Source organism: Paraglaciecola polaris LMG 21857 (assembly GCF_000315055.1).
Taxonomy (GTDB): domain Bacteria; phylum Pseudomonadota; class Gammaproteobacteria; order Enterobacterales; family Alteromonadaceae; genus Paraglaciecola; species Paraglaciecola polaris.
On record NZ_BAER01000047.1, the window covers coordinates 84,685 to 111,082 of the forward strand.

Sequence of the window (26,398 nt, forward strand, 5' to 3'; positions counted from 1 at the left end):
ATGTGGTATGTCGTCTATTCACAAGATGTCGAAAACAGCTTACCTTTGCGTAAAAAAGCGCGCAGTGCGCACTTAGCTCGCCTACAGCAGCTCAATGATGAAGGCCGCTTATTAGTAGCTGGACCTTGCCCAGCGATAGATAGCGCAGATCCAGGTGAAGCGGGCTTTACTGGCTCAGTGGTTATTGCTGACTTCCCCAGCTTAGTAGATGCGCAAGCTTGGGCCGATACCGATCCGTACATCGATGGGGGCGTATATCAACAGGTAACGGTTAAACCCTATATTAAAGTGTTGCCATGATCGTCGGAACGGCTAAATAAGCGTCGTCGAAACGGCTAAATAAACAATGAGCAGCCATTGATGTTAACACGGGCGAACTTATTACAGTTTGCTCGCGTTAACGCTCAACGTGCGAGCTCGAAGAAACCCAAAAAATGAGAACAACAGCCAAAGGACAACTAAATGATTTTTATTAAGAGCTATATTTCGCTTCAAGATCACGAGGTTGAACTCACTGCTATTCGCGCCCAAGGTGCTGGCGGTCAAAACGTCAATAAAGTATCCAGTGCGATCCATCTGCGCTTTGATATTAAAGCGTCTTCTTTACCTGAATTTTATAAAGAACAATTACTAAAGAGTAACGATAATCGCATCACCCAAGATGGCGTATTAGTACTTAAAGCGCAGGCACATCGCACCCAAGAAATGAATCGCCAAGATGCACTAGAACGTTTGGCAGCCATAGTATGTGAAGCATCCGTGGTACAAAAACCCCGTAAAGCGACCAAACCCACCAAAGGCTCCCAGCTCAGAAGAATCGATACTAAAAAGAAGTCTGGACAAAGAAAACAACTTAGAAAGAAAGTCGACTTTTAATCTTCTTGCGCTAAATTATCTTATTTCATGCAAATTTACGGTGCCCATACAATATTGAATACTTAACAAAGACGTATACTGAACTTAAGTACAGATTTTGTTTAGCGGTGAAAGTACAGTTCAGCAAAAATTCAGTTAAGCCCGAGTAAACTAATCATCGACGCAAACATTGTCACTGATGCATATATCCCGACTTGGAATTATTTCCACCCAGGGATCGATTGCGCTAAACTAATTCGTAACCGTTTGTGAATGGGGTCAACCGTTGAAACATATCGCCAAAAATACATTCTTTGTGCTACTTATCAGCTTGTCGATGGGCTTGTTTGGGCTTGTTTATGCCCAAGATGACAATGCTAAAATTGATAAGAGCCAAGCTGCGCAAAAAGCTCAGCAGCAGGTCCAAGGTCGTGTGTTGAAAGTTGATCAAAGTAAAAACAAATATCGCGTAAAGGTACTGCAAAAATCAGGACGAGTCGTCAATGTTGACGTAGACAAACGCTCTGGAAGAGTACTAAAAAGTGGTAAAAAGGACGACTAATGCGTATTTTAATTGTCGAGGACGACAGCCGTTTATTAACTCAGTTGGACACACTTTTACAAACCAATGGTTACAGCGTTGACTTAGCCGATGACGGTGCAAAAGCGCTATTCTTGCTCAGTGAACACCCCTACGATTTAGCCATTATCGATATTGGTTTGCCGGTAATGGATGGTTTTGAAGTGATACAAAAAGCGCGTAAAAACAACGTTACCTGTCCCATATTGATTCTTACTGCTCGGGATCGCTGGCAAGAAAAGGTCGAGGGTTTAGATGCAGGTGCAGACGATTACCTTACCAAACCCTTCCAGAGCGAAGAGTTATTAGCCCGAGTAAAAGCCCTTATCCGACGCTCTGCTGGCCAAGCAAATCCCACCATAGAACTGGGTCCCGTGAGCCTTAATACCTTGAGTGAGCAGGTCAGCGTGAATGGCCTTGATATTGAGCTAACGGCCTATGAATATAAAGTGCTCGAATACCTGCTGCTCAACCCTAAAAAAGTCGTGTCGAAAACGGAATTAACGGAACACATTTACGATCAAGATTTTGATCTAGACAGTAACGTCATTGAAGTATTTGTTGGGCGACTGCGCAAAAAGCTCGACCCTGAGGGTACCATCAATCCCATTGAAACCATGCGTGGTCGTGGCTATCGCATTAGCCGAGAATTCCAAGTCTAACTGGTGCGTAACTTATCCTTACGCCTGCGCAGCTTTGCCGCTGCGCTGCTCGTGTTGGTGGTGTTTATTCCACTCGCTGCGCTGACTCTTGAGAGCGCATTCACGAGCAGCTTAAGCCAATCTATGTTGCAGCAACTGCGGGTACAGAACCTGACGCTCATATCCGAATTTGAAATGTCGGAAGATCAGCCCTCAATGCCAGAGCAACTGTTTAATGATCAGTTAAATATACCCGGCTCAGGTTTGTATGCGTTTATCAAAATAAATGATCGCTTAGTGTGGCGCTCATTATCATCATTGAACTGGCACGTGATGCCAGAATTTACCCCACCCCAAATAGGCAAAGAGCGCTTTGATGAAAACTATCTGCTGCTGGAGCCATATTTCTTATTTGCCTATACAGCCGAGTTTGACTCAGGCGGAAAATTTGTTCCGGTAAGCTTTTATATTCTGCAAGACAAAAGCGCTTACAACACAGAAGAACAAGGCTTTATTAATACCTTATGGCGCTGGTTAAGCTTAATTGCATTGGTGTTACTGGCGCTAATGATTGTGAGCTTAAATGCCGCCTTGTGGCCAATAAACCGCTTGATCAAGCAAATCAAACAAGCTGAAAGCGGACATATTCAACATATTAGCCAAACGTACCCTCCTGAACTTGAAAAGCTCAAGCGCAGCATTAATCACCTGTTAGCGGCAGAGCAGCAGCAGCGTAGTCGTTATAAAAATAGTTTGAGCGATCTCGCCCATAGTTTAAAAACACCTTTGGCGGTACTTTCTGGTAACAGCGCCCTACCGGAAGATGCCAAAGAACCAATCAATCAAATTGATGTGCAAATTCAGCGTCAGCTTAAACGTGCGGTTGCTGGCACTGCCACTGCTTGGGAACAAGCGGTGGAAATCACGCCCGTACTGACAAAACTGATTAATGCTATGCATAAAGTCCATGCACAAAAGCAGTTACAGATAGAGCTGCAAACTAACGAAAATAAAGGCTATTTTTACGGAGACAGCACCGACTTGATGGAGCTACTGGGCAACGTATTAGACAACGCCTGCAAAGCCGCTAAAGATAATGTGCGGGCCAGTGTGCAAACTCAGCAAAATTTTGTACAAATAGACATTGAAGATGATGGCCCTGGTATCCCTAAAGAGAAACGTCAGTTACTTCTCACCCGAGGTATTCGCCTTGACAGTTATCAAGAAGGACAAGGCATTGGTATGGCAGTGGTAGCTGATTTAGTCGATGCTTACCAAGGCACACTGATTGTTGAAGACAGTGAATTAGGCGGCGCCAGAATTAGCCTACGCTTCTCAATCAAGCGGCCAGATTGAGCGCATAATTTAATTCCTTGGAATGTTAAAAACGTACAATGACCTAATATAAATATGCAAATCAACCTAAACACGGCTTTCTCGTTAATATTGATTGGACATTATTTTCACGCATATTAGGTGTCTGTATTCGGTATATAGACACTCAATGCTGCTGGGTCCCCCCACCTCCGTTTGTTGCGCATAAAATATAAACACTTCTTTCATTCTCATTTAGGGTAAAAGAATGGTTGGGATAGACGGCACTAGCCTTCTATCCCCTTGATATCAATAAACAATTAACGCACTAATCTCAATTTGCACCTGCTTTGCGCTTATCAATGGCATTAAAGGTTTTAATGTCATCACCAATGACTATCTGAAATAGATCATAGCTTACGGCTAAGTCGCCTTTATAAATACTATGCGTCGTTTTGAGAAGCGATTTTGTGGCTTCTTCACTGTTATTAGTATGATAGAACACCCCTAAACTTGGATTGGTTTCTTTTAATATATCTGCCGTCTGGTCCGCCGTCATATGGTAACCAAGGACAGTTTTGATCTGTTTAGGGCTAAATATCGACTTTAAATAATCAACGGTCGAAGGTGACATCACTTCAAGCATCAATACATCCACATCTTTTCCTTGCTGATAAAGAGACGCTGTTGTCGTTGTATCACCAGAAATAACCACTGAGTGCCCTTTATATTCAATCTTATAGCCATATGCAGGGACGATAGTCGCGTGATCTACTAAAAAAGCGGTGACTTTTACGCCATCTTTATCAAGTGCGACTCCACCTTTGAAAGGCAAATCGGTAAAAGCATTATCAAGGGCCGCACTAGGGGCTGGGACTTTATCGTTTCGACGATAGCTAATGTCTCGCTTGAATGCGCTACGTAAGCCTTCCATCATATCGTTAGTGCCTTCAGGTCCCCATGTTTGAAGTGGCACTTTTCTGCCTTGTGTCCAACCATTTAGCCAAAGATCATCAATTCCCATTAAGTGGTCTGAATGAAGATGAGTGACAAACAAATGATCGACTTTATTGATCAACTTTTTGTCTAGTTGCGCCAGACGTGTCGTACAGCCTCGACCACAATCAAACATCATATTTTTGCCACCAGCTTGCACCAAGATTGCAGCGCCAAATTGTGTAGGGCTTGGGTCCGGCGTACCTGAGCCTAAAACTGTTACAACGATATGGTCGCTCGACTCAGCAGCATGACTCGCGGCAATATTGTCCTGATTTGCTAGCGCAAAGGTGCAAACATTGACCAATAAAAACAAGCCGCTTACAGACTTTAAAATAATTGGTCCCACTATGGGCACGTTAAACATGGGTATTTCCTTCTAAAAACAGGGCCAAATGATAAATTTTGTCGATCCACTATTTCACGCTTGATACAAACTCATTGTGAACCCGTGTATGGAGTTTGTAGCGCCTGAAAGTTAGTTGTCAAACCGGGGCTAACCCTCCACTTTACAAATTAAGGCCATCGAAGCGGCGCATTACTGATGATCACATTGTTATTTTCAGCATACGATTTCCAAGCGACTTTCATTTCATTCAGCTTTTCTTTTTCTTGTTGAGCCAAGTCGTGAGTTTCTCCAGGATCGACACTCAGATCATACAACTGCCAATTACCCGTTCCGAATGGTGTCTCTTGCAAAACCGCCTTCCAATCGCCCTTGCGCACTGCACGGCGCTTGAACAGCTCCCATCCGAAAACCTCAGTCGTTTGATGAATATGGGTATGATCTTCGGGGTACTGCAATTTTCTCACGAAGGATAATCCAGTTTGAGGTAATACCTTTCGCCCTTCGAACTCAGCGGCTGGATAACGCACGCCAGCCACGTCAAGCAGAGTTGGCGCAACATCTCTGATCGTTAACATTTCGCGACTAACCGTGGCGTGATGCTCTACACCTGGACCGCTAATAATAAAAGGGACCCGAATGCCTCCTTCTGACATGTGACGTTTAAACAGATAGAAAGGTGTACTGCTTGCTGAAGCCCAACCTGGTCCGTAAAACATCATTGAGCCGTCCCGCCCTAAATTCTCAAGGCTATTGTCAGCGTTATTGTAACGTTGAACGAGCACTTTACTCTGCCAGCCAGTAAAGCCCGCAGCACCGTTATCGGACATAAACAGTATTAAGGTGTTATCCAGTTGGTTAGATGCGCGTAAGTAGTCAAGCAACCGACCTACGTTGTCGTCCAAGTTATCGATTGCCCCAGCGTAAATCTCCATGCGTCGACTTTGAATACCTTGATCCTCAATCGTTAAGTTTTCCCACGGCTCAACATCCGGAGCACGCGCGCTAAGACTCACGTTTTTATCAATCAAACCAAGCTCTTGCATCTTATTAAATCGACGTTGGCGGAGCACATCATACCCCTTATCGTACCGCCCTTTGTACAGGTCAATATGCGACTCTGGCGCTTGTACCGGAATATGCGGTGCAGAGAATGCTAAGTAAGCAAAAAAAGGCGAAGCATTCTGCTGTCCAGCATCGATATACTCAATCAATTTCGAGGTGTAAAAGTTACTTGAGAAAAAATCATCGGGAACTGGCATACCTGTGCGATCAACCCCGTCTTCTAAATAGGCTCTCGTTGCGCCTTTTCGTCCACCGTTTACGTTAAAATGCCCACTTGGTGGACTCCCTTTCATTTGCGCAAAATAGCGGTCAAAACCTTGCGCTTTAGGGGAGGAGCCAGGTGTATCACCTAGGTGCCACTTGCCTGTCATATAAGTTTGATAGCCTGAATTTTGCAGTAACTTAGCAAATGAAACGGTTTGCTGATTTAGGTGCCCCTCATAACCCGGTATTCCTCTTTGATTGTCCCCTTCGTAACCATGCATTGCGCCTAACCCTGCAAGGTGACTGTCAATACCAGTAAATAACATCGTTCGACTCGGTGAACAATTAGCATGAGCATAAAAGTTGCTGAATAGAGCGCCGTTACTGGCCAGGCTATCAATAGAAGGTGTATCAATTTCGCTCCCATATGCACCTAAATCCGAATAACCGAGATCGTCTGCCACAATGAGCAAAATATTAGGGGGAGATTGCAACGATCCATTGCTATTTTTTTGAACGGGCGTTGCCTCGTCTTTAGCCATGCAAGAAAGAATAGATGCTGCCAGCAGCACAATAATTAATGCTCTCATGGTTTATTTTCTCGCTAATTTACGCAGTGCTAACGCGCTGCTTAAATAATAATTTCTCGCCGTCGCGGTAAGTATGTTGTCAGAGAGAGCCGTTAATACATCAGCTTTATTTTCCATAGCCTGTTTATTGTTTGGCTCCAGCACAAGTACATAGTCACAAAGCTCGGCAGCCCATTGAAAGTCGGCGTCTTCTATTGCTTGATTAATTAACGTCTGTAACCCGTCTACCCCGCCTGCAACCTTAGCAAAACGCTCGGCTTTGTCGTTATCACTTAGGGGGAACAAATTTGTGGCATTTCCATCGAACCATCCTAAATAGCCATCAAATATCGCTCGAACGGCCCATTCAGGATTACCGTAATAAGGGCGAAGGTAATCTAAATTTTGGTATTTTTCGGGTAGCGTGACGTAATCTACCAGCTGGTTTGGCGTCAACCCCTTATTGATACCCTCTACGGTTTTGTTAAATAGAAAACGGATGGCATCTCTGAAGTTTGTAAGGGTTTCATTCACTTTATCTTCACCAATAATCGGGCGGGTGTGACCTCCAACTACAGCAACAGGGTGTTCTTGTAAAATTTGATCTAAGACATTTGCCCACTTTCGTACGTCTCGATACTGAGTACCACGAATTGCATATAAGTTAGGCCAAGATTTGTAGAAGTTATCCCCGGCAGAAAAGACGTCCGCCTTGCGGTCCGGCCAATAAGCTTTCGCCACGCCGTTATTTACACGTTGCTCTTTTGAAAGTTGAAATCCAGCTTGCATAGCGCCCCGGCGCTTCTGAATTTGTATACCGGCTTCTCCTAATGCATTTTGCTCACTGCCAAAGCCTTCACGAGCCCAGACTTGTGCATCAGGAGAATCGATAAATGCCGAGGCACCTAGTGTGTGGTCACCATGCCCATGGGTATAGATTACAGCCGCCACTGGCTTATCAACAATACGACGAAAATCTTCTCGTATTTGCTGTCCACTTTCCACGCTAATACCGGTATCAACAATCACAATACCTGTTTTACCTATGATCATGCTCACCGGTGAAACACCGTAACCAACGGCGGTATAAACGTTTTCTGACACCTTGATAATGTTTTTATCAAATTCTGCGGTGCGACTATTTAACAATCGAGTGGCTTCAGATTCTGCGGCACTCGCTTGACTTGTGAGCACACTGATATTGAAGCAAATGGGTAGCAAGAATAAAAAATGTTTAACCTTGATTGCCATACTGAGGGTGTCCCTTACTGAATTTGAAGGATCAGATCCACTTTGCCCGAAAGTACAAAGTGGTATCCAAGGGTATAAAAATGACGACTGGCTACTTAGAATTCAACACCGAACGAAATCCCGTATGTACGAGTAGACGCGTTAGTCACCCGGCACAATACATTCATGTGAATATCTGTTTGAGCGTTTGTCGTTTCGCGCAATATTGCGTTACCGTCGTTAATTAATAATCCGCTGCAGAAGCGTTCATTCGTCAGGTTTTTACCGTACACCGAAAACTTGTATTGTAAGTCCTCGCCAAAGTTGTAACTGATGTTGGCGTTCAACAAGGTGTAGGCATCGGTGGATAACTGATCAATAACCATGTTATTACCATTAGTTGGCGTGCCTTTAACCTGCTCTCCGGTATGAGATATATTGCTGGTTAAGGTTAGCAAGCTACCATTTTCTAGTTCATATTCTTGCGACGCAAGCAGCATCAATGAAACACTTGGCGCGTTGCCCAACTCCGCCCCTACAAAGAAGTTTTCACTGTCGCCCACATCTGTTATTTCAGAATCAAGTAACGAAATTCCCGCCTGAATAAACAAACCGTTATCCCCTGCGTATTTCACATTGGCATCTATCCCTTTAATTTCCGATTCAAGGGCGTTATCAAGTGTTGGAACACCTCTAGCAGTCACGAACTGCTGTAGATTTGTATAAGAATAGAAAAATGCAGCTGCATCCATTTGAATACGGTTGTTCCAGAAATCTCTTTTGTAACCGATTTCCCACGCATCTAATGATTCTGGTTCAAGCTTTGTTTCTGCAAGGCCAGAAAGGACATTAGCAACCGGGACGAGTGCATATACGGGTCGCGTATCTAAGGCTGAGCCCTTGAACCCTTTCGACATGCTGGCATAAATTAACGAATCTTCGGTTGCTTTGTAATCTAACTTGACAGTGTAACCAACATCTTTGTTCTCGAGGATTTGCGTAACCTGTCTGGCTATTTCATAGCCATTTTCATCGTACTCAGGCGTTCCTGGATTTTGTGCGGCAACTAATGCCGCTATCTCATTGGTAAAATACATAGTTGTTGTGGGATCACCCGCCACATTTGGTGAAGAAGGCAAATAGTGCCCTTCAATTTTCTCGTCGGACCAACGAACCCCAGCGGTAAGCGTTAACGTATCTGTGAAGTCATATTCACCTTGAAAATACACACTGAAGTTTTCTTTAGTGTGATCTAACTGAACATTTGGTACTTGCAAACCATTTTGAAACGACCCTCTGGCTCCCCTTAAAGCTGTATAGGATGTGGCGTCGTCGTCAAGGTAATATAATCCAGCTATCCAGCGAAAATCATCTTCCCCGGTAGAAACTAAACGCAGCTCTTGTTGTATCGTATCTCGATCATCTTGATGAAAGGTGCTCAGACCGAGTGTGTCGCCACCATCATTGTCATTGGCGTTTTTAAATTTAAGGTTATCCCAAGAAGTCACTGATGTGAGAACGGCCCATGGTAGCTCGTAATCAATATTTAAATACGCACCTCGGGTATCAAGTTCTTCATACCCAATGTCCTGCGTCGTGGTATTCCAATCGCCTGTTGACGGATCAGATGCCAGTTCCCCCGACCCACCGCCATCTCGACTGAGGCAATTAGTGTCCTTCTCAAAATCAACTATTCCCGTCGGCGCATCGGCACATAAACCGCCCGAGCCATCTGCCGAACGCGTACCTACCGCTTTGATCGCCGTGCTGTTGTTAACTGAACTTAAGCCATGCATGTTAAGCGTTACACTTAATGCGTCTGATGGCTCCCATAGAAAGGCAATGCGCGCTGCTTGGCTATCATCATCACCGTACCTTTGCCCATTACTGACGGATTTGAAAGCGCCGTCATCGTCAATGCTTTGAATGGCAACACGTGCAGCTAACTCATCAGTCAAGTCAAACCCGACGGCTAAATCTGCTTCGGTATGACCATAGTTCCCCAGTTTCAAGCTCGCTTTGCCCGTTGTACCATAACCAATTTGCGGCTTGTTACTAATGTAGTTAACAGCACCACCGGTTGTATTTAAACCAAACAAGGTGTTTTGCGGTCCTTTTAGGATCTCTACTCGCTCCATATCAAATAAGGCCGCTTTTGCATGAAAGCCACTGGTAAGTGTTACACCATCAAAATACTGACCCACGGCAGATGCAGCGGTGATATGCACATCGCTGGTCCCAACACCACGTAGAAAATAATTTCTATTTGAACCTTGCTGAGTAGCAGACGAAAAACCCGGTGTCACATTTACCAAATCACTCGCGTTTGCAACGCCTAATGTTTCCATGGACTTCCCAGTGAAAGCGGTCACTGCGATAGGCACTTCTTTTAGCGGTTCAGAACGCTTTTGTGCAGTGACTTCGATCACCTCGACTTGGCCGTAGGCCGCGGTGTGAAAAACTGAAAGTAAAATACCTATTGCTGGTAACTTTGGGCACCGGTGAAAGTTAATCGTACGTTTTGGCATAATGGTCTCCTGTTAGATCAATTTGTAATGAATCCAAATTGATCATTCGCCACTTAGCCAAAGAACATTCGGAAACTTGCATAGAATATAAACTGTCCAAGGGCAAAACATTCATTCCAAAGAATGTATTCCACATGACATTTTATTAACATTACATTAACGCCCAGAACGTTTGGGGTTGCCCCGGATAAGTCCAATGACTACTGGCTAATAGATGACTTCGTTGAATATTATCGGCGGACGACATACTGGGAACATACGTTAAAAAATAACAATATTGCGTAAATACAAAGATTTATGAACACCCAAGGTCGGGTAGTTTAAGAGATTAATTGAATGAATGTTCAGACGCCTTAATCAAGAAGCGCTGTGGATTGAAGCTAAATGACGTCAAGGCTGCATTGACCTTGAACCGAGCAGAAAACGAAAGCACTAGCGTCTGGTTATCAGTACTGGTCGATATTAACAATCGTGATATGCAGGATACGCCAATTGTTTCGGTAGATGGACTTACACACTTTCCGGACGCTTTTTACCGCATTTATCCGTAAACATAAATACACCTATGCTATCCAGCAGTATGTCGGGTATTAAATTTAAGCTGCATATGGAAAACTAAATATTCAACTTAACGCAGAATCATCCTGAATATCACATGCCGGTATTCAGGATGAATAAGCGCGAATAGCGGATAAGCTCTACTCTTTTGTATAGTTTTTCATATTCATTGTTGAGGCATCTATGTGCGACATAAAATCGCCGGCCGCCTTAACATTCATAAAGCTTTTCATCGAGGCCTCTGCCGCTTCTTCAGATTCCCAATGCACAACGACTAACCACTCTCCATTTTGACCTTTCGCGGCCTCTCTGGAAATAAACCCAGGTTGTTTCACAACGTGTTCCGTTTCCACTGCTTTATCAAGTGGTGCAAATTGCTGGTAACTCACCCCGTCTTTTAATTTGAAAGTAGCAATTTCAATCACTTCTGCGTAGGTCATTGCCGGCATTACGGCCAGTACAGATAAACCGAATATCATTTTCGATAATTTTTTCATCATTTTCTCCGTGAAATGAATAACTAATAAGGAATAAATAAAATAACTATTTACAGTTTAACGCGAATACCGAGCACAACTTCATGACTCGCTATGTCGTCAATTTTAAAGCCGTCCGTAAATGAATCTTGCCCTGTATTAACATCACCAAACGAGGCATATTGGTACTCGCCATACATACTCACGGTTTCAGTTATTTGATAATTACCACCGAATCCAATATTCCAACTAAAGTCAGTAGAGTCGCCATCAGAGTAGGCATCATAGTAGCCATCTGCGGCACCATCAAAGGCATCAAAAGCAGCGACCCCCTGTCCGCCTAGTTTGGCTGAATAACGGTTATCCGATACTCCTAGACCAACTTTAATATAAGGTGTAAAGGCCGTTTTATTGGCGAAATCATAGAAGCCTTCCACCGTAAAAGTGGTACTTTCAATATTGCCATTCAAAATATACTCTTGCCCATCTCGGGTACCGGTACCAAATTTCGTTTCCGAGAAGCTACCTTCACGGTGATTGATACGGCCTTCAACGCGGAACCTATCGTCAAATACATAACCTATACCTATCCCGCCAACGGCGCCATCACCAGCGTCAAACTGACTAGGGAAATCAGTATCTACAGCGATATTATTACCAAACGCCTCAGAATCGCGTGCTTGTTGGCTATAGCCTAAATGCGCGGTGGCATAAAACCCTTCTAGCGCGCTTGCCTCCCCTAGCACATCTTGCGCATATGCCAATGAAGGCAAAGCAGTTGCCAGTGTGATGGCCAAAGCCAACTTTGTATTACCCAGTTTCATAGTAACTCCAATAAATGTGGTTCTGCTCTGACTCAACTAACAGCGCAGCGAATAAATGTGCTTAGTGCGAATGACGACGCTAATATAGCGTTTACAAATTGGTATGAATATGCACAATAAACGCATTTAACTATTCCGAAATACAGAACAATGATTAATTACCTACGGCATATGGCAGTTTTCGTAAAAGTGGTCGACGAAGGGGCATTTCGAGCCGCAGCTCGAGAGCTAGGCATCGCCCCATCTCGTGTTAGTCAAACTGTGTCAGATCTTGAGAAGTACTTAGGGGTCACACTTTTTTATCGCACCACAAGAAAGCTCTTCCTCACGGATGAAGGGCAGAAGTTCTATGCCCATGTTGCCAATATTACAAAGAGCGCAGAATTAGGGCTGAACGAATTAAACACACGTTCACAGGAATTGATCGGTGAACTCAAAATTTCACTTCCGGCATTTTTAGCATCATCTGCCGTTTCATCTGCCATTGCTGAATTCGCGCGGCAATATCCCAAAGTGGCACTTTCGCTAAATTACACAGACCAAAAAGTCGATATACTCAAAGAAGGGTTAGACCTGTGTATACGCGCGGGGTGGTTAGAAGACAGTTCGATGATGTCTCGACGGCTCGGTGAAAGCAGGCGCTTTCTCGTGGCGGGCAAAGCATACTGTGACGCTCGCCCGTCACCAAAACACCCGTCGGATCTGAAAAACTGGGATTGGGTACACTTCGATATGCGTTCACGCAGCACAGAGTTTTATTCCAAAGAAGGCGATACGGTTACCATTAGCGGAAATTCACGCGTTAGCATGAACAGTGCCGGAGCACTGAGACACTTTGTCGACCAAAATCTTGGGCTAACCATACTGCCTGAGCATTTGGTGGCACAAGAAATAAAGTCAGGGAATTTAGTGCATGTTTTACCTAATTGGGAAATCAAGCCCCTTGGGCTTTACGCCCTTTGGCCGGATACCTCTCGTCGAGAAAATTTAACCTTACAACTGGTTCGTTTTCTGGCTGAGCGAGACTTATCTTAACGTACGTTTTTATCAAAAAAACCTATCACGCATTGTAAACCAGCACACCAAGTGCCTGTGGTATGCCGTGTTGAAAGACACATTTAAATGCGCGTAAGCCCCTCGAATATTCAGGCTGAGGTGTCCTATTCGTTAGTTTCAATGTGTCTTGAAGGCATCTCTTTAATATACAGATCGTGTTTTGAATAGGGTATTTCAATGCTGTGGGTGTTAAATTGTTTGAATATTTCACTGTTTAAAATATCGATTACCCGCCCTTTTAGAGCCGGTTTGTTGATCCAAACCAGCAATTCAAACTCCAGCGCTGACGCTCCGTAACGGCGAAAGCGCACTCTTGGTTCCGGCTCTTCACAAACATATTCTTTTTCCGCTAGGGCAATTTGCATCAGTACTTCGCGCACTTCATCGATATCGGCGTTGTAAGCAACGCCAATTGGTACTCTGCACCGTGACTTTTCATGGGGCCCTCCTGACTCGTTAATGATCTTGGAGTTTCCCATCACCGAATTGGGAATAGTCACTTCAACGTCTTCTCGGGTTAGCATGCGTGTACTGCGCATTCCAATATGCGTCACTTCACCGCGCTCTCCTGAATCAAGCACGATGTAATCACCTATTTTGTATGGTGCGTCAGCCATAATAAACACCCCAGAAAACAAATTAGCGAGCGTGTCTTTTGCGGCAAAACCCACAGCAATACCGACGATCCCGGCAGACGCTAGCCAAGCGGTCATGTCTACTCCCCAAACAGAGAACACAAAGTAAACTGCCAGTACCAAAATGATGATATTCACTAAGTTTAAGAATAAGGGTAATGTTTTGTTATTGACCGCATGAAAGCGCCTTGGGTTACCGGCTATCTTGCTCAATAACGCATGATTCGCGCGCAGAAAAAACGCTGACCAAATAAGGATAGCGACAGATTGTAATGCAGAAAAAATAATATGGGCGTAGAGATCCCCTGGTGACAATATCAGTGCCGCACTTGAAAACCCCATGAGTAATAAACTGAAATAAATCGGCGTGTGCAATAACGTTAAGAAACTGCTGTCTACACCGACATTAATACGCGCAATCAGCGCCTTTAAACCTGCTATCAACACATATTTAAAAATCGAAGCAATAACAAACGACAGCACGATAACAAGCCCAGCTTGGGTATAAGGGTTGTCACCAAAAAACGTTAAAAACGGCGCTATCGCCGTGTGGAATTGCTCTAACATATTTGTATTCCAAAAGTGGTTCGAAGTAAAAAGTATAACCGAAGGGGCTATTTATAGCAGTTTGTGGGGGCACGCAAGCAATTATTTGCTGCACGTGATGCCCGTCGCTATCCCACTGTAGAAATGTGACGATCTAAACGTAAATGTTTACCTGTGACTTTTTACCTAGGTGATACGTCTACTGAATATTATTTTTAAGTACCTTATTTCAATCATCTTCACGGGCGTAAGCAAGCAATTTGCTCTTGCCCATAATCGACATTTTGAGGACTATTTTCATGTTACAGCCACACACCAAATCTCTGTCGATAAATGACAAAGCCCATTCATTACCTTTTGGTGCAATACAGGGCACAACCGCAGAAGGCGTAGTGAGCTATTCATCAGATTACGATAGCGTCGATGGATCCCAATATCCAAATCGCAAGGCATTTCGTAGTTACTATGACGGTATTTATATGGGCTACAAATGGCAGTGCGTCGAATTTGCAAGGCGTTGGCTATATATCAATTTAGGGCTCGTTTTTAATGATGTGTCCATGGCCTATGAAATATTCAAGTTGCGCGCTATCCGTGACGTGGTAAACAGCACTGAGCTACCACTGAATGCCTTTGCCAACGGCTCGCTTCGCCGTCCTGAAGTCGGTTGTATGCTCATCTGGGATGAAGGCGGTGAGTTCGAGCACACTGGCCATATTGCCATCGTGACAGAAGTCTTTGATGACAAGATCCGTGTGGCTGAGCAGAACATGAATTTTACCCCCTGGCCGGCAGGACAATCTTATTCTCGGGAAATTGAAGCCAAAATAGGCGCCAAAGGTGACTACTGGTTAAAGTGCGCTTATACCGGCTCAAGCATTTTGGGTTGGGTCATTCAGACGCCTGACACCCGTCATAGTGTACAACTGCCTGAAGAAAATCCCGCTCTTTTTAAAATTAAATTGACCGAACACAATGCCTCAGATTGCATTGACCGGCCGTGGCTGAACATAGCCAATGAAGATGAAGCAGCCTACGTGGATATGATGAAAGGCCATTGGTTGACCTCAGTAGAAGAAGATTATTTCAAATATTTTGCAGTATCACAAAGCGCCGTAGACTCACTGGAATCTGCAACCGACGAACTACACGGTTTGTTTATGCACGCCACAGACTATGTATTGCAACACCCAGAACTGCTGCATTCTTTTGCATTACCCAGCGCAATATTAGCAAAAGTAATGCGCTCTTGGGATAACCGTAACAACCAGCTGATCACCAGTCGATTTGACTTTGCCATGACGGACCAAGGATTAAAAGTCTATGAATACAACTGTGACTCAGCTTCTTGTTATATGGAAGCAGGCAAAGTACAAGGTAAGTGGGCGTGGCATTTAGGCATAAAAAGCGGTGACGATAATGGCGCTGATCTATTTAAAGCGTTAGTCAAGGCATGGCAAGAATGTGATGTGGTTGATGTGCAAAACGGCACTATCCATGTGTTACAAGATATCGACCCTGAAGAAGACTATCACGCGCTATTTATGAAAAAAGCGATAGAAGCTGCGGGGTTTAATTGTGTCAGAGTCATCGGATTAAGCACGCTAACCTTTGGCGAACAAGGAGAAATCCTTGATCAGCATGGCAACCCTATTCGTTGGGTATGGAAAACCTGGGCTTGGGAAACCGCATTAAATCAATTACGCAAAGAGGAAGAACAAGAGGCGCTTGAATCACACCAAGCTCGTGTAACCCAACCCCAGATTGTGGAACTTTCAGATGTATTGCTCAATGATGACATTATGGTGTACGAACCACTGTGGACACTTATACCCAGTAACAAAGCGATACTGCCAGTGCTGTGGTCTTTGTTTCCCAATCATCCCCTATTGCTTAACACCAGTTTCGAGCTAAGCGACGAGCTCAAAGCAACAGGTTATGTAAGCAAACCCATAGTCGGTCGTTGCGGTGAAAATATTCAGCTTATCGATGCAGACAATCAGGTATTAGCAAACAAAGGCGGGGCATTTGCAGAGCGCCAGCAAATCTATCAACAGTTGTTTGCCTTGCCTAAAATCGATAACTATTACGTGCAAATATGCACCTTCACTGCAGCAGGCCATTATGCAGGCAGTAACGTACGCGTAGATAAATCGATGATCATTGGCAAAGACAGCGACTGTATGGCACTTCGCACCCTAGACGATCAGGCATTTTTAACCCTGTGATCATGACGCTAAAATTAGCAATGATTGCGTTGCAACCATAAGAGAGACAAGGCGCCTTGCATGTAGATTTGGGCATTGTTTTTTGAGTAAATCGTGTAAGATACGAATATCGTGCATGGTGATGTTATCTGATTGTTTTTTGGCGAAATGTCCATTCTTGATAAACAACATCAAATAGCGCCATGCGTGTCTATATTATTGTTTCCGCTTAAGTTTATGAGGGGATTCGTTAGCCCTAGGCTTTATGCGCTACTTGTAGACTAAGGAGATGACCTAATGAATAAAGTTGATCACCCAGTGAAGACAAGAGAGCTTCACAGCCACCATTTCGATTCGACAATCTGGAATGATTTTGTTTTTCGTGACGACGACATTGTCATTTCCACCTATGCAAAATCAGGGACGACCTGGATACAGCAAATCGTGTCCCAGCTTCTGTTTTCAGCTGAGGAGGGCTTGGAAGTCGCTGCAATGTCGCCCTGGATGGACTTGCGCGTTCCACCAAAAGAAGTCAAGTTGCCGGCAATCGAGGCACAGACACATCGTCGATTCATAAAATCGCACTTACCTGTGGATGCCCTGGTCTTTTCAGAAAGGGCTAAGTATATCTACATCGGTCGAGATGGACGCGATGTGGTCTGGAGTCTATACAACCACCATCTAAATGCGAACACGGCTTGGTACGACGCCCTTAACAAGACCCAAGGCAGAGTTGGCCCGGAAATCGAACCACCATGCTCGTCGATCTCCCAGTATTTTGATGACTGGCTGGATCAAGATGGCTTTCCATTTTGGTCGCTCTGGGACAATGCTCGCACTTGGTGGGCGATCCGTGATTTACCGAATGTACACATGGTGCATTTTGCAAATTTGAAGTCAGACATGCCTGGAGAAATTCGCCGCATTGCAGAATTCATTGGCACGTCCATCGAAGAGTCGAAGTGGGACAAGATATTAAAGCATTGCAGTTTTGACTATATGAAGGCTAATGCCACCAAGAGTGTCCCTCTTGGTGGGGCGTTTTGGGAAGGAGGTGCGGAAACCTTTATTCACAAAGGCACGAATGGCCGGTGGCGTGATGTGCTTTCTGCGGAGCAGACAATGAATTATGAACAGCGTGCCGAGTCGGAGCTCGGCCCCGACTGCGCACATTGGTTTGCCACTGGTGAGCTCAAATAATGTGTTTACGTGAGTTATTATCCATACAAGCAATTAGTCAGAGCAAATTACAGTTTGTTCTTGGGGAGTCATTATGCCTAGGCATTCATCTGATTTGGTCGCTTACCCATAGGAGAAACAGCATTGAGCAATGAATGGGACGAATATGCCGAGGGCTGGGATGTTGATCCCTCGGTACAAGAATATGCCAATAATGCTTTTGACGAACTTTCTAGTGTCATTGAACTTGATGGTCTATCTGTACTGGACTTTGGTTGTGGTACTGGCACCCTTGCCCAGCTTCTTAGCCCTAGGGTAAAAAACATAGTAGCCCTTGATAGCTCATCAGAAATGATAAAGATCTTAGCTAAGAAAAACCTAAGTAATGTTTCGGCTATTTCAGACTTCCTAACTCAGGATTTGGTTGATAGCAATCCGTATTTGTCCAATAAGTTTGACTTAATCGTAGCATCATCAGTTTGTGGCTTTTTACCTGATTATGAAATGACACTTGTGCTATTAAAGTCTCTTCTGAAAAAGGGCGGTATGTTTGTGCAGTGGGACTGGCTTTCAGACGAAGATTCATCCGAAACAGGGTTGTCTCAAAATAGAGTGTTACGTACCCTCAAAGAAAATGAATTCATTGATATTCAAGTGAAAAACTCATTTGAAATGAATAGTTCAAAAGGCACCATGAGGGTATTAATGGCTGTTGGAAAAAATGCCTAACAAGGTCGTCATCTATCGCCCACTACGTGGGCTGGACCTCCAAACCGCTTCGCAGTTTTCCGACCGGTTACGGCGGCGCTGGGGAGTCCCCCCATAAGATATGGTCTCCCTTATTTGTGAAAATAAGCAAATATATTGATGCTCTTAAGGTAAAAGGCAGCCCAGCTGATTTGAACTGCATTTATCTTGTAATCCGAAGCTCTTTTTCTGACCTCTCTACCTAACCTTATAATGGATAATACGCGCCGATGACGAGTAGTATTGGCCCTGACCTTGAGAGATAGTCACAATACTCGCGCCCAATTTTGCTGCTGAGCGATGAGGCAGGGCAATCAGTCTATACGTTTTATGTTGTGTTTTGGGGCGACCGAGCCTGCAATGTTACGGCCTAATTCGGTTAACGACAGTTGTTGTCCATCAAGCAAAGATTGTGTGGCAACCATGAGGGACGAAAGGCCTTTCGCATGTAAATTGGGGCATTGCTTTGCAAGCAAAGCCTGTAAGATATCAATATCACGCATGGGGTTGTTATCTGGTTAGTTTTTGGCGAAATGCCCATCCTTGATAAACAACATCAAATAGCGCCATGCGTGTCTATATTATTGTTTCCGCTCAAGTTTAACGGGAAATTCGTCAGAGTGACGCGTTAAAAAGTCAATTACTGCTTGAACAAATCTGCCGTTAAATTCTTACTCAAGTTGTCAAATAACTGATAAACCATGAACGTCTATTACTGCTATTTAGGATCGCTCTTTGAAAGAGCACCGAATAACCGCTAGATCCTGCCGTGGGCGATACTCTATCGACTGAATGAGTTAATCACCAATTATCAGGGTTCGCACTGCATTCTAGTTTTGTTGTATTAAGGTGAGTCGATTATGGTGAATTTGATGTTTTAATGCGGTTTTACAGAGTGAACAAAGGTTAAATTCGCCTTTATTTTCTGATGGATCCCACCAATCCAGTTGTTCCCATTATGGTCATCAGTCGTTTCAGGTTGTAAGACAATACATTTAAGCTCATTTCGATGCTCACATTCTTTTTATGCCCCATTGAGAAGTGTGTCGAATCCATCCACATTTTAATCGTTCTAAACGGATGCTCTACGGTTAGTTTTTTCAGAACGGGTATATCTCGATTATCATCGCGCCGTTGCTGCATCAGATGTTCGTGGATTTAATGTTTCATTTTCCTTGGTTCGTTTAATGGTGTAGTGCATTTAGCTTTGATAGTGCAATCTCGGCAAATAATATGTGGTTAACGTACACCTTTACGCAAGACCACTTTCCGTCGCGTTGCGTTGCGTCCATCGATTGAACTCACAGCGATTCTCAGACATTGCTAAGTCTAAATGATTTCTCAACGACTGCCGTTCAAACACAAACCATAAAACAAATCGACATATGCTGACTTCAATAAACACAGTATGAATAGCCACTGATAGTAGCGCAATTGTCTCAAGTCAATGTCTCCAAGCCGATTGACTGTAAACTCTTCTCGGTTAGTTCCTGTTTTAAATACCCATAAAAATCCTAACAAAACAATTTTTGAAAGCTCAAAAACATCTAATAGGATGAACATATGAAAGTGATAGATTTTGTGTTGGTAATATCAGTCTTATTATTATCCCCTCATTTAGCTGCCAAACAGTTAAATAAAAGTAGTTACTCTGGATACGGTGTATTAACTGAGCAAAATGCAATTATTCTAGCGCTAGAAAATAACCCTAATCTCGCGCAAATGCAGGCACGATATGAGGCCATGAAAAGTTTGCCATCACAAGTTGGGACCTTACCAGATCCAATATTAAGTTTGGGAGCCGTCAATTTTCCAACCGACAGTTTTGAGCGCAGTCAAGAAGGTATGACACAACTACAAATTGGTTTTTCGCAAGCATTCCCATTTCCAGGGAAGTTGGATTTAAAAGAAGAAGCCGCCAAGTTTAACGCCAAAGCCGCATATTTTGATTTAACAGAAATGCGCATGTTGTTAGCCAGCAACGTGAGTATTAAATGGTGGCAAATTTTTTATTTGGATCGGGCAATAGAAACAGTAAATAGAAACCAAAATTTACTGAGACAATTTGTTGAAATAGCAAATACCAAATACACCACAGGAGACGGACTACAACAAGATGTATTGTTATCTCAACTAGAGTTATCAAAATTAATTGATAAAAATATTCAAATAGTAGCCTTAAGAGAGAATCAAATCATTAGATTGAATGTTCTCATGAATATTGCGCCTCGAAATACCATTCGTTTACCCAATAAAATTGATTTGGTGGAAAAAAATATATTATCCGAACAACAATTGTATCAATTGGCTAGCCAATTTCGACCGCTTTTGCAAAAACATAAGGCGCTTATTTCAGCTGCTAAATCAAACCTTAAATTGGCTGAGCAAGAATACTACCCCGATTTCAATGTTGGTGTGACATACGGCAATAGAACTGGAGAGAATCCACCATATATGGGGGGAGATAGAGCTGACTTATTTTCGATAAAATTGGGAATTAAGATCCCTTTATATGCAAGTACAAAGCAGTCCTACAAAGTTAAGCAACGCATTAAAGAAAAATTTAAATCGAAATACGCCTACTACGATGAGATGAATCAGGTGAAAGCAGATATCGCGACTAACGCCACCAATTATAGTCGCTCACGACAACAACTATCATTATTTGAAAGCGGAATATTGCCCCAGGCCAGACAAACGGTGCAATCAATGTTGGCCGGTTATCAAGTCAGCGAAGTTGATTTTCTAAATTTAGTACGTAGCCAAGTGACGTTATTCAACTATGAATTGCAGTACTGGCAATCTGTTTCACAAAGCAATCAAGCGTTAGCAAGTTTACAAGCTTCGGTTGGAAGGGAAAGTATTTATGAATAAATCTACATTAGTCAGTGCAATTATTATGTTAAGTGTTGGGATCGGTGTTGGCTATGTACTTTTTGGAAACGAAATGGATAGCACTGAAAATTCAGCAAATACACAGCAAAGCCAGGTTGTTACCACAGGTAAAGAACAGCCGTTATTCTATCGAAATGCAATGAATCCATCGGTTACTTCACCCGTACCAAGCAAAGATTCAATGGGTATGGATTATGTGCCAGTTTATGCGGGTGAATCAGACAGTGAAGCCGTGTTAGGTACAGTGCAAATAGACCCTGTTGTGGTGCAAAATATTGGCGTGCGGACCTCTTTTGCGAAGCGAGAGTCGATGAGTAGAACAATTCGCGCTTCAGCAAGAGTAGATTTTGACGAGCAAAATATGGCGCGTTTACACCCTAAAATTGAAGGTTGGATTGAAGCGGTGAAAGTCGATAAAACCGGTGAAAAAGTGGAAAAAAACGATGTATTGGTCAGCATATATTCACCTAAATTAGTGTCAACTCAACAGGAGTATTTACTCGCATTAAATAGCCTTAAATCCCTTCAAAATAGCCCCTTTGAAGATGTTAGGCACGGTGCTAAAGAAATGGTTGAAAGTGCCAGAGAGCGTTTGGTGTTACTTGGCGTGGCAGAACATCAAATTGACGAGTTAGAAAAAACCAGAAAAATTAAAAAACAATTGCACATTCATACTCCCGTGGAAGGCACTGTAATCCGCATTGGCTCAAGACAAGGTCAATATGTAACCCCTAAAACTGAATTATATATGGTGGTTGATTTGAGCCAAGTATGGGTTTATGCAGATGTGTATGAATATGAATTACCTTGGATAAAAGTGGGAGATGAGGTGGAAATGACGTTAGCCAGTGTTCCCGGTAAAACATTCGCTGGGCGGTTAGCTTACATCTACCCTTATGCACAATCAAAAACACGTACTACACAAGTTAGAATTATTTTTGATAACCCAAAGCAATTATTACGCCCTGATATGTTTGCAGAAGTGATCATTCATTCTGATGTTATTGAAAACGCTGTCGTTATTCCCGCACAAGCAGTCATCCGATCAGGCGAAAGATCTCAAGTTTTTGTTGTATCAGCGCCCGGCAAGTTTGAGCCGCGGTTAGTGACATTAGGCATAGAGTCTAACGGCACTGTTGCGGTGATCTCTGGTTTAGCAGCGGGCGAAGAAGTCGTCACCTCTGCACAATTTATGGTGGACTCTGAATCATCACTGCGTGAAGCAACCGAAAAAATGCTTGAACAATTGCAGAAACAAAATAGCGATGAAACTAAAATGCCAGCCATGGATATGCCGAGTGTCAATGATGTGAAGCCTAAGGAGCAATAATTATGATTGAAGCCATCATTTCAGCCTCACTAAAAGACCGGTTTATGGTGATATTAGCGGCCATCATTATTACGTTAGTAGGGTTATTTGCTTATAAAACCACGCCTTTAGACGCAATCCCTGATCTTTCTGATGTACAAGTTATAGTTTTTACCGAATTTCCAGGACAGTCACCACAAGTGGTTGAAGATCAAGTGACCTATCCGTTAACCACTTCAATGTTAGCGGTTCCCAACACTAAGGTGGTACGGGGTTATTCCTTTTTCGGTATGTCTTTCGTCTACATCATTTTTGAAGATAATACTGACATGTATTGGGCACGCTCACGGGTACTTGAGTCGTTAAATTATGTGAGCGGTAGATTGCCTCAAGGTATTACGCCGACACTTGGTCCTGATGCAACAGGGGTCGGTTGGGTTTACGAATATGCTTTAGTCGATAAAACCGGCCAGCACGATTTAGCTCAGTTACGTTCACTGCAAGATTGGTATTTACGCTATCCCTTACAAACAGTGGATGGCGTTGCTGAAGTCGCTTCAATGGGAGGCTTTGTTAAACAATATCAAGTGGATGTGGACCCCAACGCTTTGGCGCGCTACAACATCCCGCTTGATAAAGTAAAAATGGCCATAAAAACGTCAAATAAAGACGTCGGTGGTCGTTTAATTGAAATGGCTGAAACTGAATACATGGTGCGCAGCAAAGGCTACATAAAATCAATTGAAGATCTCAACATGATCCCTGTTGCCGTGACGGCTGATGGCATACCTGTTCGTTTAAAAGATATCGCCCATGTTCATATTGGGCCTGAATTGCGTCGTGGTGTGGTAGATCTAAATGGCGAGGGTGAAGTCGCGGGTGGCGTTGTCATTATGCGGTTTGGTGAAAACGCCTTGGCAACCATTCAAGCAGTGCGTGCAAAACTAGATGAACTTAAGGCTGGTTTGCCCGAAGGCGTTGAGATAATCAGCGTCTATGATAGAGGAAACCTTATTGAACGAGCGGTAGAAAGTTTAAACACGTCTTTGCTGCAAGAGCTGGTCATTGTCAGTTTAGTGGTCATTATGTTTTTATTACACGCACGCTCCGCCTTCGTCGCTATCATCACCCTACCCTTAGGCATTCTGATGGCATTTGTTGTCATGCGGTTACAAGGTTTAAATGCCAATATCATGTCCCTTGGTGGCATTGCTATTACGATAGGCACTATGGTTGATGGTGCCATTGTAATGGTAGAAAATGCCCATACCTGTTTAGCAAAAGTCCGTGAAGAAAAAGGCCGCGAACTCACTAATGACGAAAGGTGGAAAGTGATTGGTGATAGCAGCAGAGAAGTGGGCCCGGCACTATTTTTTTCGTTATTGGTCATTACCGTTTCATTTTTACCTATTTTTACCATGCAAGCCCAGGAAGGACGGTTATTTAGTCCCTTAGCGTTTACCGCAACTTATGCCATGGCAGCCTCTGCAATATTGGCCGTAACACTAGTGCCAGTCATGATGGGCTACTTTTTACGGGGAAAAATAATGCTAGAACATAAAAACCCCGTTAACCGTGTATTACACAAATTGCACAAGCCTGCACTGACTCTCTTGATGAAATACCGAGGTATTACCCTAGCGTTAGCTGTCGCTTTGCTTGCGGTGACTTATTATCCGTATTCCAAACTAGGCAGTGAGTTTATGCCGCCACTAGATGAGGGCGATATACTCTACATGCCCACGTTATTTCCGGGCATATCGATCACCAAAGCGAAAGAGTTTTTACAACAAAGTGATAAAATTTTGAAAACCTTTCCTGAAGTTCATCACGTGTTTGGTAAAGTGGGTCGAGCACAATCCGCTACTGACGCCGCACCTTTGTCTATGGTAGAGACGACTATTAGTTTAAAACCTAAAGAACAGTGGCCAGATCCCAGTAAAACAACCACTCAAGTGATGGCTGAAATGGACAAAGCCATAAACTTTCCCGGCGTGGCCAATGCTTGGACCATGCCGATAAAAACGCGAATAGATATGTTATCAACAGGCATAAAAACGCCGGTAGGCATCAAGGTTTCTGGCCCTGACTTAACTGTATTGCAAAAAGTATCAAAAGATATTGAACAGGCAATGAAAGGCATACCTGAAACTACCTCAGCTTTTGGTGATCGTACTGTGGGTGGTTATTATCTTGATTTTGATGTGAAACGTGAAGAAGCGGCACGTTACGGTTTAACAGTAGGCGCAGTACAAGATGTGATTCAAAGTGCAATTGGAGGCATGAATATTACGCAGACTGTTGAAGGTCTGGAACGTTACCCAGTCAATTTACGCTACCCAAGGGAATTGCGCGATGACTTAGAGACCCTTAAAAGGGTATTAATTTCAACGCCAACAGGGACACAAATTCCTATGGCTATGGTGGCAGATCTTGTTTATCGACGTGGCGCCCCCGTTATAAAAAGTGAAGATGCCCGTCCGAACGCATGGATTTATGTGGATATAGCCAGCTCAGATATTGGGGGGTTTGTTCGTGAAGCTAAAAAAGTATTAGCTGAAAAGGTTAACATTCCTGCTGGTTATACGGTTACTTGGTCTGGACAATTTGAATATATGGAGCGAGCCGCACAGCGTTTGAGTATTGTTGCGCCTGCGACATTATTTTTAATTTTTTTACTACTTTACCTTAATTTCCGCAATGTAATCGAACCTGTTGTCGTCATGATGTCTATGCCATTTGCACTGGTTGGTGGTATTTGGCTGGTTTATATCAATAACTACAATATGTCGGTCGGTGTTGCTGTCGGTTTTATAGCTCTGGCCGGAATGGCTGCTGAGATTGGTGTATTGGTATTGAGTTTTATTGATAATGAAATAGCACAGCGCCGCGCCGCTAGCGAACAACCGCTCTCGGTAGACGAAATTAAAAATGCAGTACTATCAGCAACCTCAAAACGAGTGCGGCCGGTTGCTATGACGGCAATTTCAACTATGGCGGGCTTAATCCCTATCATGCTCAGTACATCAACGGGCTCTGACGTCACTCACAGAATTGCTGCGCCTATGCTGGGTGGCATGTTAACCGTTTTAATTTTAAACTTACTGGTATTGCCCGTCATGTATAGCTTTATTTTACAGTTCCAAGAGGCGTCAAAAGAAAGAAAACTCTATCTGCTTAATAACAGTACAGCCAGCTAGCCCTCTAAAAAGTAGAAAGTACCTTAGTGACTTTTGATGTCGGTAAGGTACTTTTCTTGATCTGCTTAGGGCTTAAACGAAAATGGCTTTACTTAGCAAATCACTGCCCGTCTGTTGTGCCAGTTATAGATGACTATCAATAGGTAGATAGCCACGCACTTCATGACAGCTCCCCTAACCCTTTATGGTTAAACGGATCAATATCTGTCAATTGGCCAGAATCAACAAGCACACTCGGAGCGTTTTCACTAAGCAAATAAGTGTCAATATGTTCCTCGCTTTTATTTTGCTAAGGTGAGTTGGAGGTTATATAATTTGTTTCTGAAGATCTGATAAGTAAATACTACGATTTGTCGTGTTTTGGTTCAGGTAAGCGAACATGAATAGTCCGCCCACTGCATTAAATAATACCAATCGGATTAAAGTTTAAGTCAACTT

21 protein-coding genes and 1 pseudogene are annotated in these 26,398 nt (G+C 43.4%); 13 read left to right on the plus strand and 9 right to left on the minus strand.

Annotation, left to right across the window (positions count from 1 at the left end):
- The 5 genes from GPLA_RS10645 to GPLA_RS10665 all read left to right on the plus strand — a co-directional run bounded on the left by GPLA_RS10645 (position 1) and on the right by GPLA_RS10665 (position 3,432).
- Positions 1-300, plus strand: coding sequence for a YciI family protein (locus GPLA_RS10645; RefSeq protein ID WP_007104922.1), 300 nt, complete (start codon positions 1-3; stop codon positions 298-300).
- A gap of 162 nt (positions 301-462) precedes the next feature.
- Positions 463-876, plus strand: coding sequence for an alternative ribosome rescue aminoacyl-tRNA hydrolase ArfB (arfB, locus tag GPLA_RS10650; protein ID WP_007104923.1), 414 nt, complete (start codon positions 463-465; stop codon positions 874-876).
- Between the two features lie 265 nt (positions 877-1,141).
- Entirely contained in the window at positions 1,142-1,417 is a 276-nt protein-coding gene (locus GPLA_RS10655; protein WP_040514404.1) for a PepSY domain-containing protein, read from the plus strand.
- Positions 1,417-2,097, plus strand: coding sequence for a response regulator transcription factor (locus GPLA_RS10660; protein WP_007104925.1), 681 nt, complete (start codon positions 1,417-1,419; stop codon positions 2,095-2,097). The genes GPLA_RS10655 and GPLA_RS10660 overlap by 1 nt, the downstream gene beginning before the upstream one ends.
- A 3-nt stretch (positions 2,098-2,100) precedes the next feature.
- A complete protein-coding gene (locus tag GPLA_RS10665) occupies positions 2,101-3,432 on the plus strand; it encodes an ATP-binding protein (RefSeq protein WP_007104926.1) in 1,332 nt (443 codons plus the stop codon).
- A 292-nt stretch (positions 3,433-3,724) separates the two neighbouring features.
- Here GPLA_RS10665 and GPLA_RS22950 read toward each other — a convergent pair whose 3' ends face one another.
- From GPLA_RS22950 to GPLA_RS10685, 4 genes are all read right to left on the minus strand, one after another.
- Positions 3,725-4,753 (minus strand): MBL fold metallo-hydrolase, encoded by a 1,029-nt coding sequence (locus GPLA_RS22950; protein WP_007104927.1) that lies wholly within the window; start codon positions 4,751-4,753, stop codon positions 3,725-3,727.
- A 149-nt stretch (positions 4,754-4,902) separates the two neighbouring features.
- Positions 4,903-6,591, minus strand: coding sequence for an arylsulfatase (locus GPLA_RS10675; RefSeq protein ID WP_007104928.1), 1,689 nt, complete (start codon positions 6,589-6,591; stop codon positions 4,903-4,905).
- A gap of 3 nt (positions 6,592-6,594) precedes the next feature.
- Positions 6,595-7,821 (minus strand): alkyl/aryl-sulfatase, encoded by a 1,227-nt coding sequence (locus GPLA_RS10680; protein WP_007104929.1) that lies wholly within the window; start codon positions 7,819-7,821, stop codon positions 6,595-6,597.
- 95 nt (positions 7,822-7,916) lie between these two features.
- Positions 7,917-10,328 (minus strand): TonB-dependent receptor, encoded by a 2,412-nt coding sequence (locus GPLA_RS10685; protein ID WP_007104930.1) that lies wholly within the window; start codon positions 10,326-10,328, stop codon positions 7,917-7,919.
- Positions 10,329-10,660: 332 nt separating this feature from the next.
- Between GPLA_RS10685 and GPLA_RS10690 the strand changes: the two genes are divergently transcribed.
- The gene (locus GPLA_RS10690) at positions 10,661-10,879 is read left to right on the plus strand and encodes a transposase (RefSeq protein ID WP_007104931.1); all 219 of its coding nucleotides are present in this window, start codon (positions 10,661-10,663) and stop codon (positions 10,877-10,879) included.
- 147 nt (positions 10,880-11,026) lie between these two features.
- On the opposite strand, the gene GPLA_RS10695 is transcribed toward GPLA_RS10690, so the two are convergent.
- Together GPLA_RS10695 and GPLA_RS10700 are read right to left on the minus strand one after the other, a co-directional pair.
- Entirely contained in the window at positions 11,027-11,383 is a 357-nt protein-coding gene (locus GPLA_RS10695) for an antibiotic biosynthesis monooxygenase family protein (RefSeq protein WP_040514407.1), read from the minus strand.
- A 50-nt stretch (positions 11,384-11,433) separates the two neighbouring features.
- Positions 11,434-12,186, minus strand: a complete 753-nt coding sequence (locus GPLA_RS10700) for an outer membrane protein (RefSeq protein ID WP_007104933.1) — start codon at positions 12,184-12,186, stop codon at positions 11,434-11,436.
- A 171-nt stretch (positions 12,187-12,357) separates the two neighbouring features.
- On the opposite strand from GPLA_RS10700, the gene GPLA_RS10705 reads away from it, so the two are divergent.
- A complete protein-coding gene (locus GPLA_RS10705; RefSeq protein WP_007104934.1) occupies positions 12,358-13,221 on the plus strand; it encodes a LysR family transcriptional regulator in 864 nt (287 codons plus the stop codon).
- A 125-nt stretch (positions 13,222-13,346) separates the two neighbouring features.
- On the opposite strand, the gene GPLA_RS10710 is transcribed toward GPLA_RS10705, so the two are convergent.
- A complete protein-coding gene (locus GPLA_RS10710) occupies positions 13,347-14,444 on the minus strand; it encodes a mechanosensitive ion channel family protein (protein WP_007104935.1) in 1,098 nt (365 codons plus the stop codon).
- A 278-nt stretch (positions 14,445-14,722) separates the two neighbouring features.
- Between GPLA_RS10710 and GPLA_RS10715 the strand changes: the two genes are divergently transcribed.
- The 3 genes from GPLA_RS10715 (at position 14,723) to GPLA_RS10725 (ending at position 18,538) form a co-directional block, all read left to right on the plus strand.
- The gene (locus GPLA_RS10715; RefSeq protein WP_007104936.1) at positions 14,723-16,651 is read left to right on the plus strand and encodes a glutathionylspermidine synthase family protein; all 1,929 of its coding nucleotides are present in this window, start codon (positions 14,723-14,725) and stop codon (positions 16,649-16,651) included.
- Between the two features lie 276 nt (positions 16,652-16,927).
- A complete protein-coding gene (locus GPLA_RS10720; RefSeq protein WP_007104938.1) occupies positions 16,928-17,830 on the plus strand; it encodes a sulfotransferase domain-containing protein in 903 nt (300 codons plus the stop codon).
- 123 nt (positions 17,831-17,953) lie between these two features.
- Positions 17,954-18,538, plus strand: coding sequence for a class I SAM-dependent DNA methyltransferase (locus GPLA_RS10725; RefSeq protein ID WP_007104939.1), 585 nt, complete (start codon positions 17,954-17,956; stop codon positions 18,536-18,538).
- Between the two features lie 335 nt (positions 18,539-18,873).
- Here the strand turns inward: GPLA_RS10725 and GPLA_RS10730 are convergent.
- Positions 18,874-19,059 (minus strand): annotated as a pseudogene (locus GPLA_RS10730) (IS4 family transposase); the annotation flags it as partial.
- 415 nt (positions 19,060-19,474) lie between these two features.
- Positions 19,475-19,699 carry a hypothetical protein gene (locus GPLA_RS10735; protein ID WP_007104941.1) on the minus strand — a complete coding sequence of 75 codons (225 nt, stop codon included), beginning with the start codon at positions 19,697-19,699 and terminating at the stop codon, positions 19,475-19,477.
- A 420-nt stretch (positions 19,700-20,119) separates the two neighbouring features.
- On the opposite strand from GPLA_RS10735, the gene GPLA_RS10745 reads away from it, so the two are divergent.
- The 3 genes from GPLA_RS10745 to GPLA_RS10755 are packed head-to-tail and all read left to right on the plus strand — an operon-like array spanning position 20,120 to position 25,960.
- Positions 20,120-21,430: a TolC family protein gene (locus GPLA_RS10745; RefSeq protein ID WP_007104942.1), complete on the plus strand. Its 1,311-nt coding sequence runs from the start codon at positions 20,120-20,122 to the stop codon at positions 21,428-21,430.
- Entirely contained in the window at positions 21,423-22,781 is a 1,359-nt protein-coding gene (locus GPLA_RS10750) for an efflux RND transporter periplasmic adaptor subunit (protein ID WP_007104943.1), read from the plus strand. Before GPLA_RS10745 ends, GPLA_RS10750 begins: the two co-directional genes overlap by 8 nt.
- 2 nt (positions 22,782-22,783) lie before the next feature.
- On the plus strand, positions 22,784-25,960 hold the full coding sequence (locus GPLA_RS10755; protein ID WP_007104944.1) for an efflux RND transporter permease subunit: 3,177 nt from the start codon (positions 22,784-22,786) through the stop codon (positions 25,958-25,960).
- Positions 25,961-26,398: the final 438 nt, after the last annotated feature.

Excerpts from the sequence above, each read along its gene's own strand:
- GPLA_RS10715 (WP_007104936.1), top strand. The coding sequence starts at position 14,723 with ATGTTACAGCCACACACCAAATCTCTGTCGATAAATGACAAAGCCCAT.
- GPLA_RS10680 (WP_007104929.1), bottom strand. The coding sequence starts at position 7,821 with ATGGCAATCAAGGTTAAACATTTTTTATTCTTGCTACCCATTTGCTTC.
- GPLA_RS10745 (WP_007104942.1), top strand. The coding sequence starts at position 20,120 with ATGAAAGTGATAGATTTTGTGTTGGTAATATCAGTCTTATTATTATCC.
- GPLA_RS10685 (WP_007104930.1), bottom strand. The coding sequence starts at position 10,328 with ATGCCAAAACGTACGATTAACTTTCACCGGTGCCCAAAGTTACCAGCA.
- GPLA_RS10720 (WP_007104938.1), top strand. The coding sequence starts at position 16,928 with ATGAATAAAGTTGATCACCCAGTGAAGACAAGAGAGCTTCACAGCCAC.
- GPLA_RS10660 (WP_007104925.1), top strand. The coding sequence starts at position 1,417 with ATGCGTATTTTAATTGTCGAGGACGACAGCCGTTTATTAACTCAGTTG.
- GPLA_RS10645 (WP_007104922.1), top strand. The coding sequence starts at position 1 with ATGTGGTATGTCGTCTATTCACAAGATGTCGAAAACAGCTTACCTTTG.
- GPLA_RS10750 (WP_007104943.1), top strand. The coding sequence starts at position 21,423 with ATGAATAAATCTACATTAGTCAGTGCAATTATTATGTTAAGTGTTGGG.
- GPLA_RS10710 (WP_007104935.1), bottom strand. The coding sequence starts at position 14,444 with ATGTTAGAGCAATTCCACACGGCGATAGCGCCGTTTTTAACGTTTTTT.
- GPLA_RS10705 (WP_007104934.1), top strand. The coding sequence starts at position 12,358 with ATGGCAGTTTTCGTAAAAGTGGTCGACGAAGGGGCATTTCGAGCCGCA.
- GPLA_RS10675 (WP_007104928.1), bottom strand. The coding sequence starts at position 6,591 with ATGAGAGCATTAATTATTGTGCTGCTGGCAGCATCTATTCTTTCTTGC.
- arfB (WP_007104923.1), top strand. The coding sequence starts at position 463 with ATGATTTTTATTAAGAGCTATATTTCGCTTCAAGATCACGAGGTTGAA.
- GPLA_RS10735 (WP_007104941.1), bottom strand. The coding sequence starts at position 19,699 with ATGCAGCAACGGCGCGATGATAATCGAGATATACCCGTTCTGAAAAAA.
- GPLA_RS10700 (WP_007104933.1), bottom strand. The coding sequence starts at position 12,186 with ATGAAACTGGGTAATACAAAGTTGGCTTTGGCCATCACACTGGCAACT.
- GPLA_RS10695 (WP_040514407.1), bottom strand. The coding sequence starts at position 11,383 with ATGAAAAAATTATCGAAAATGATATTCGGTTTATCTGTACTGGCCGTA.
- GPLA_RS22950 (WP_007104927.1), bottom strand. The coding sequence starts at position 4,753 with ATGTTTAACGTGCCCATAGTGGGACCAATTATTTTAAAGTCTGTAAGC.
- GPLA_RS10755 (WP_007104944.1), top strand. The coding sequence starts at position 22,784 with ATGATTGAAGCCATCATTTCAGCCTCACTAAAAGACCGGTTTATGGTG.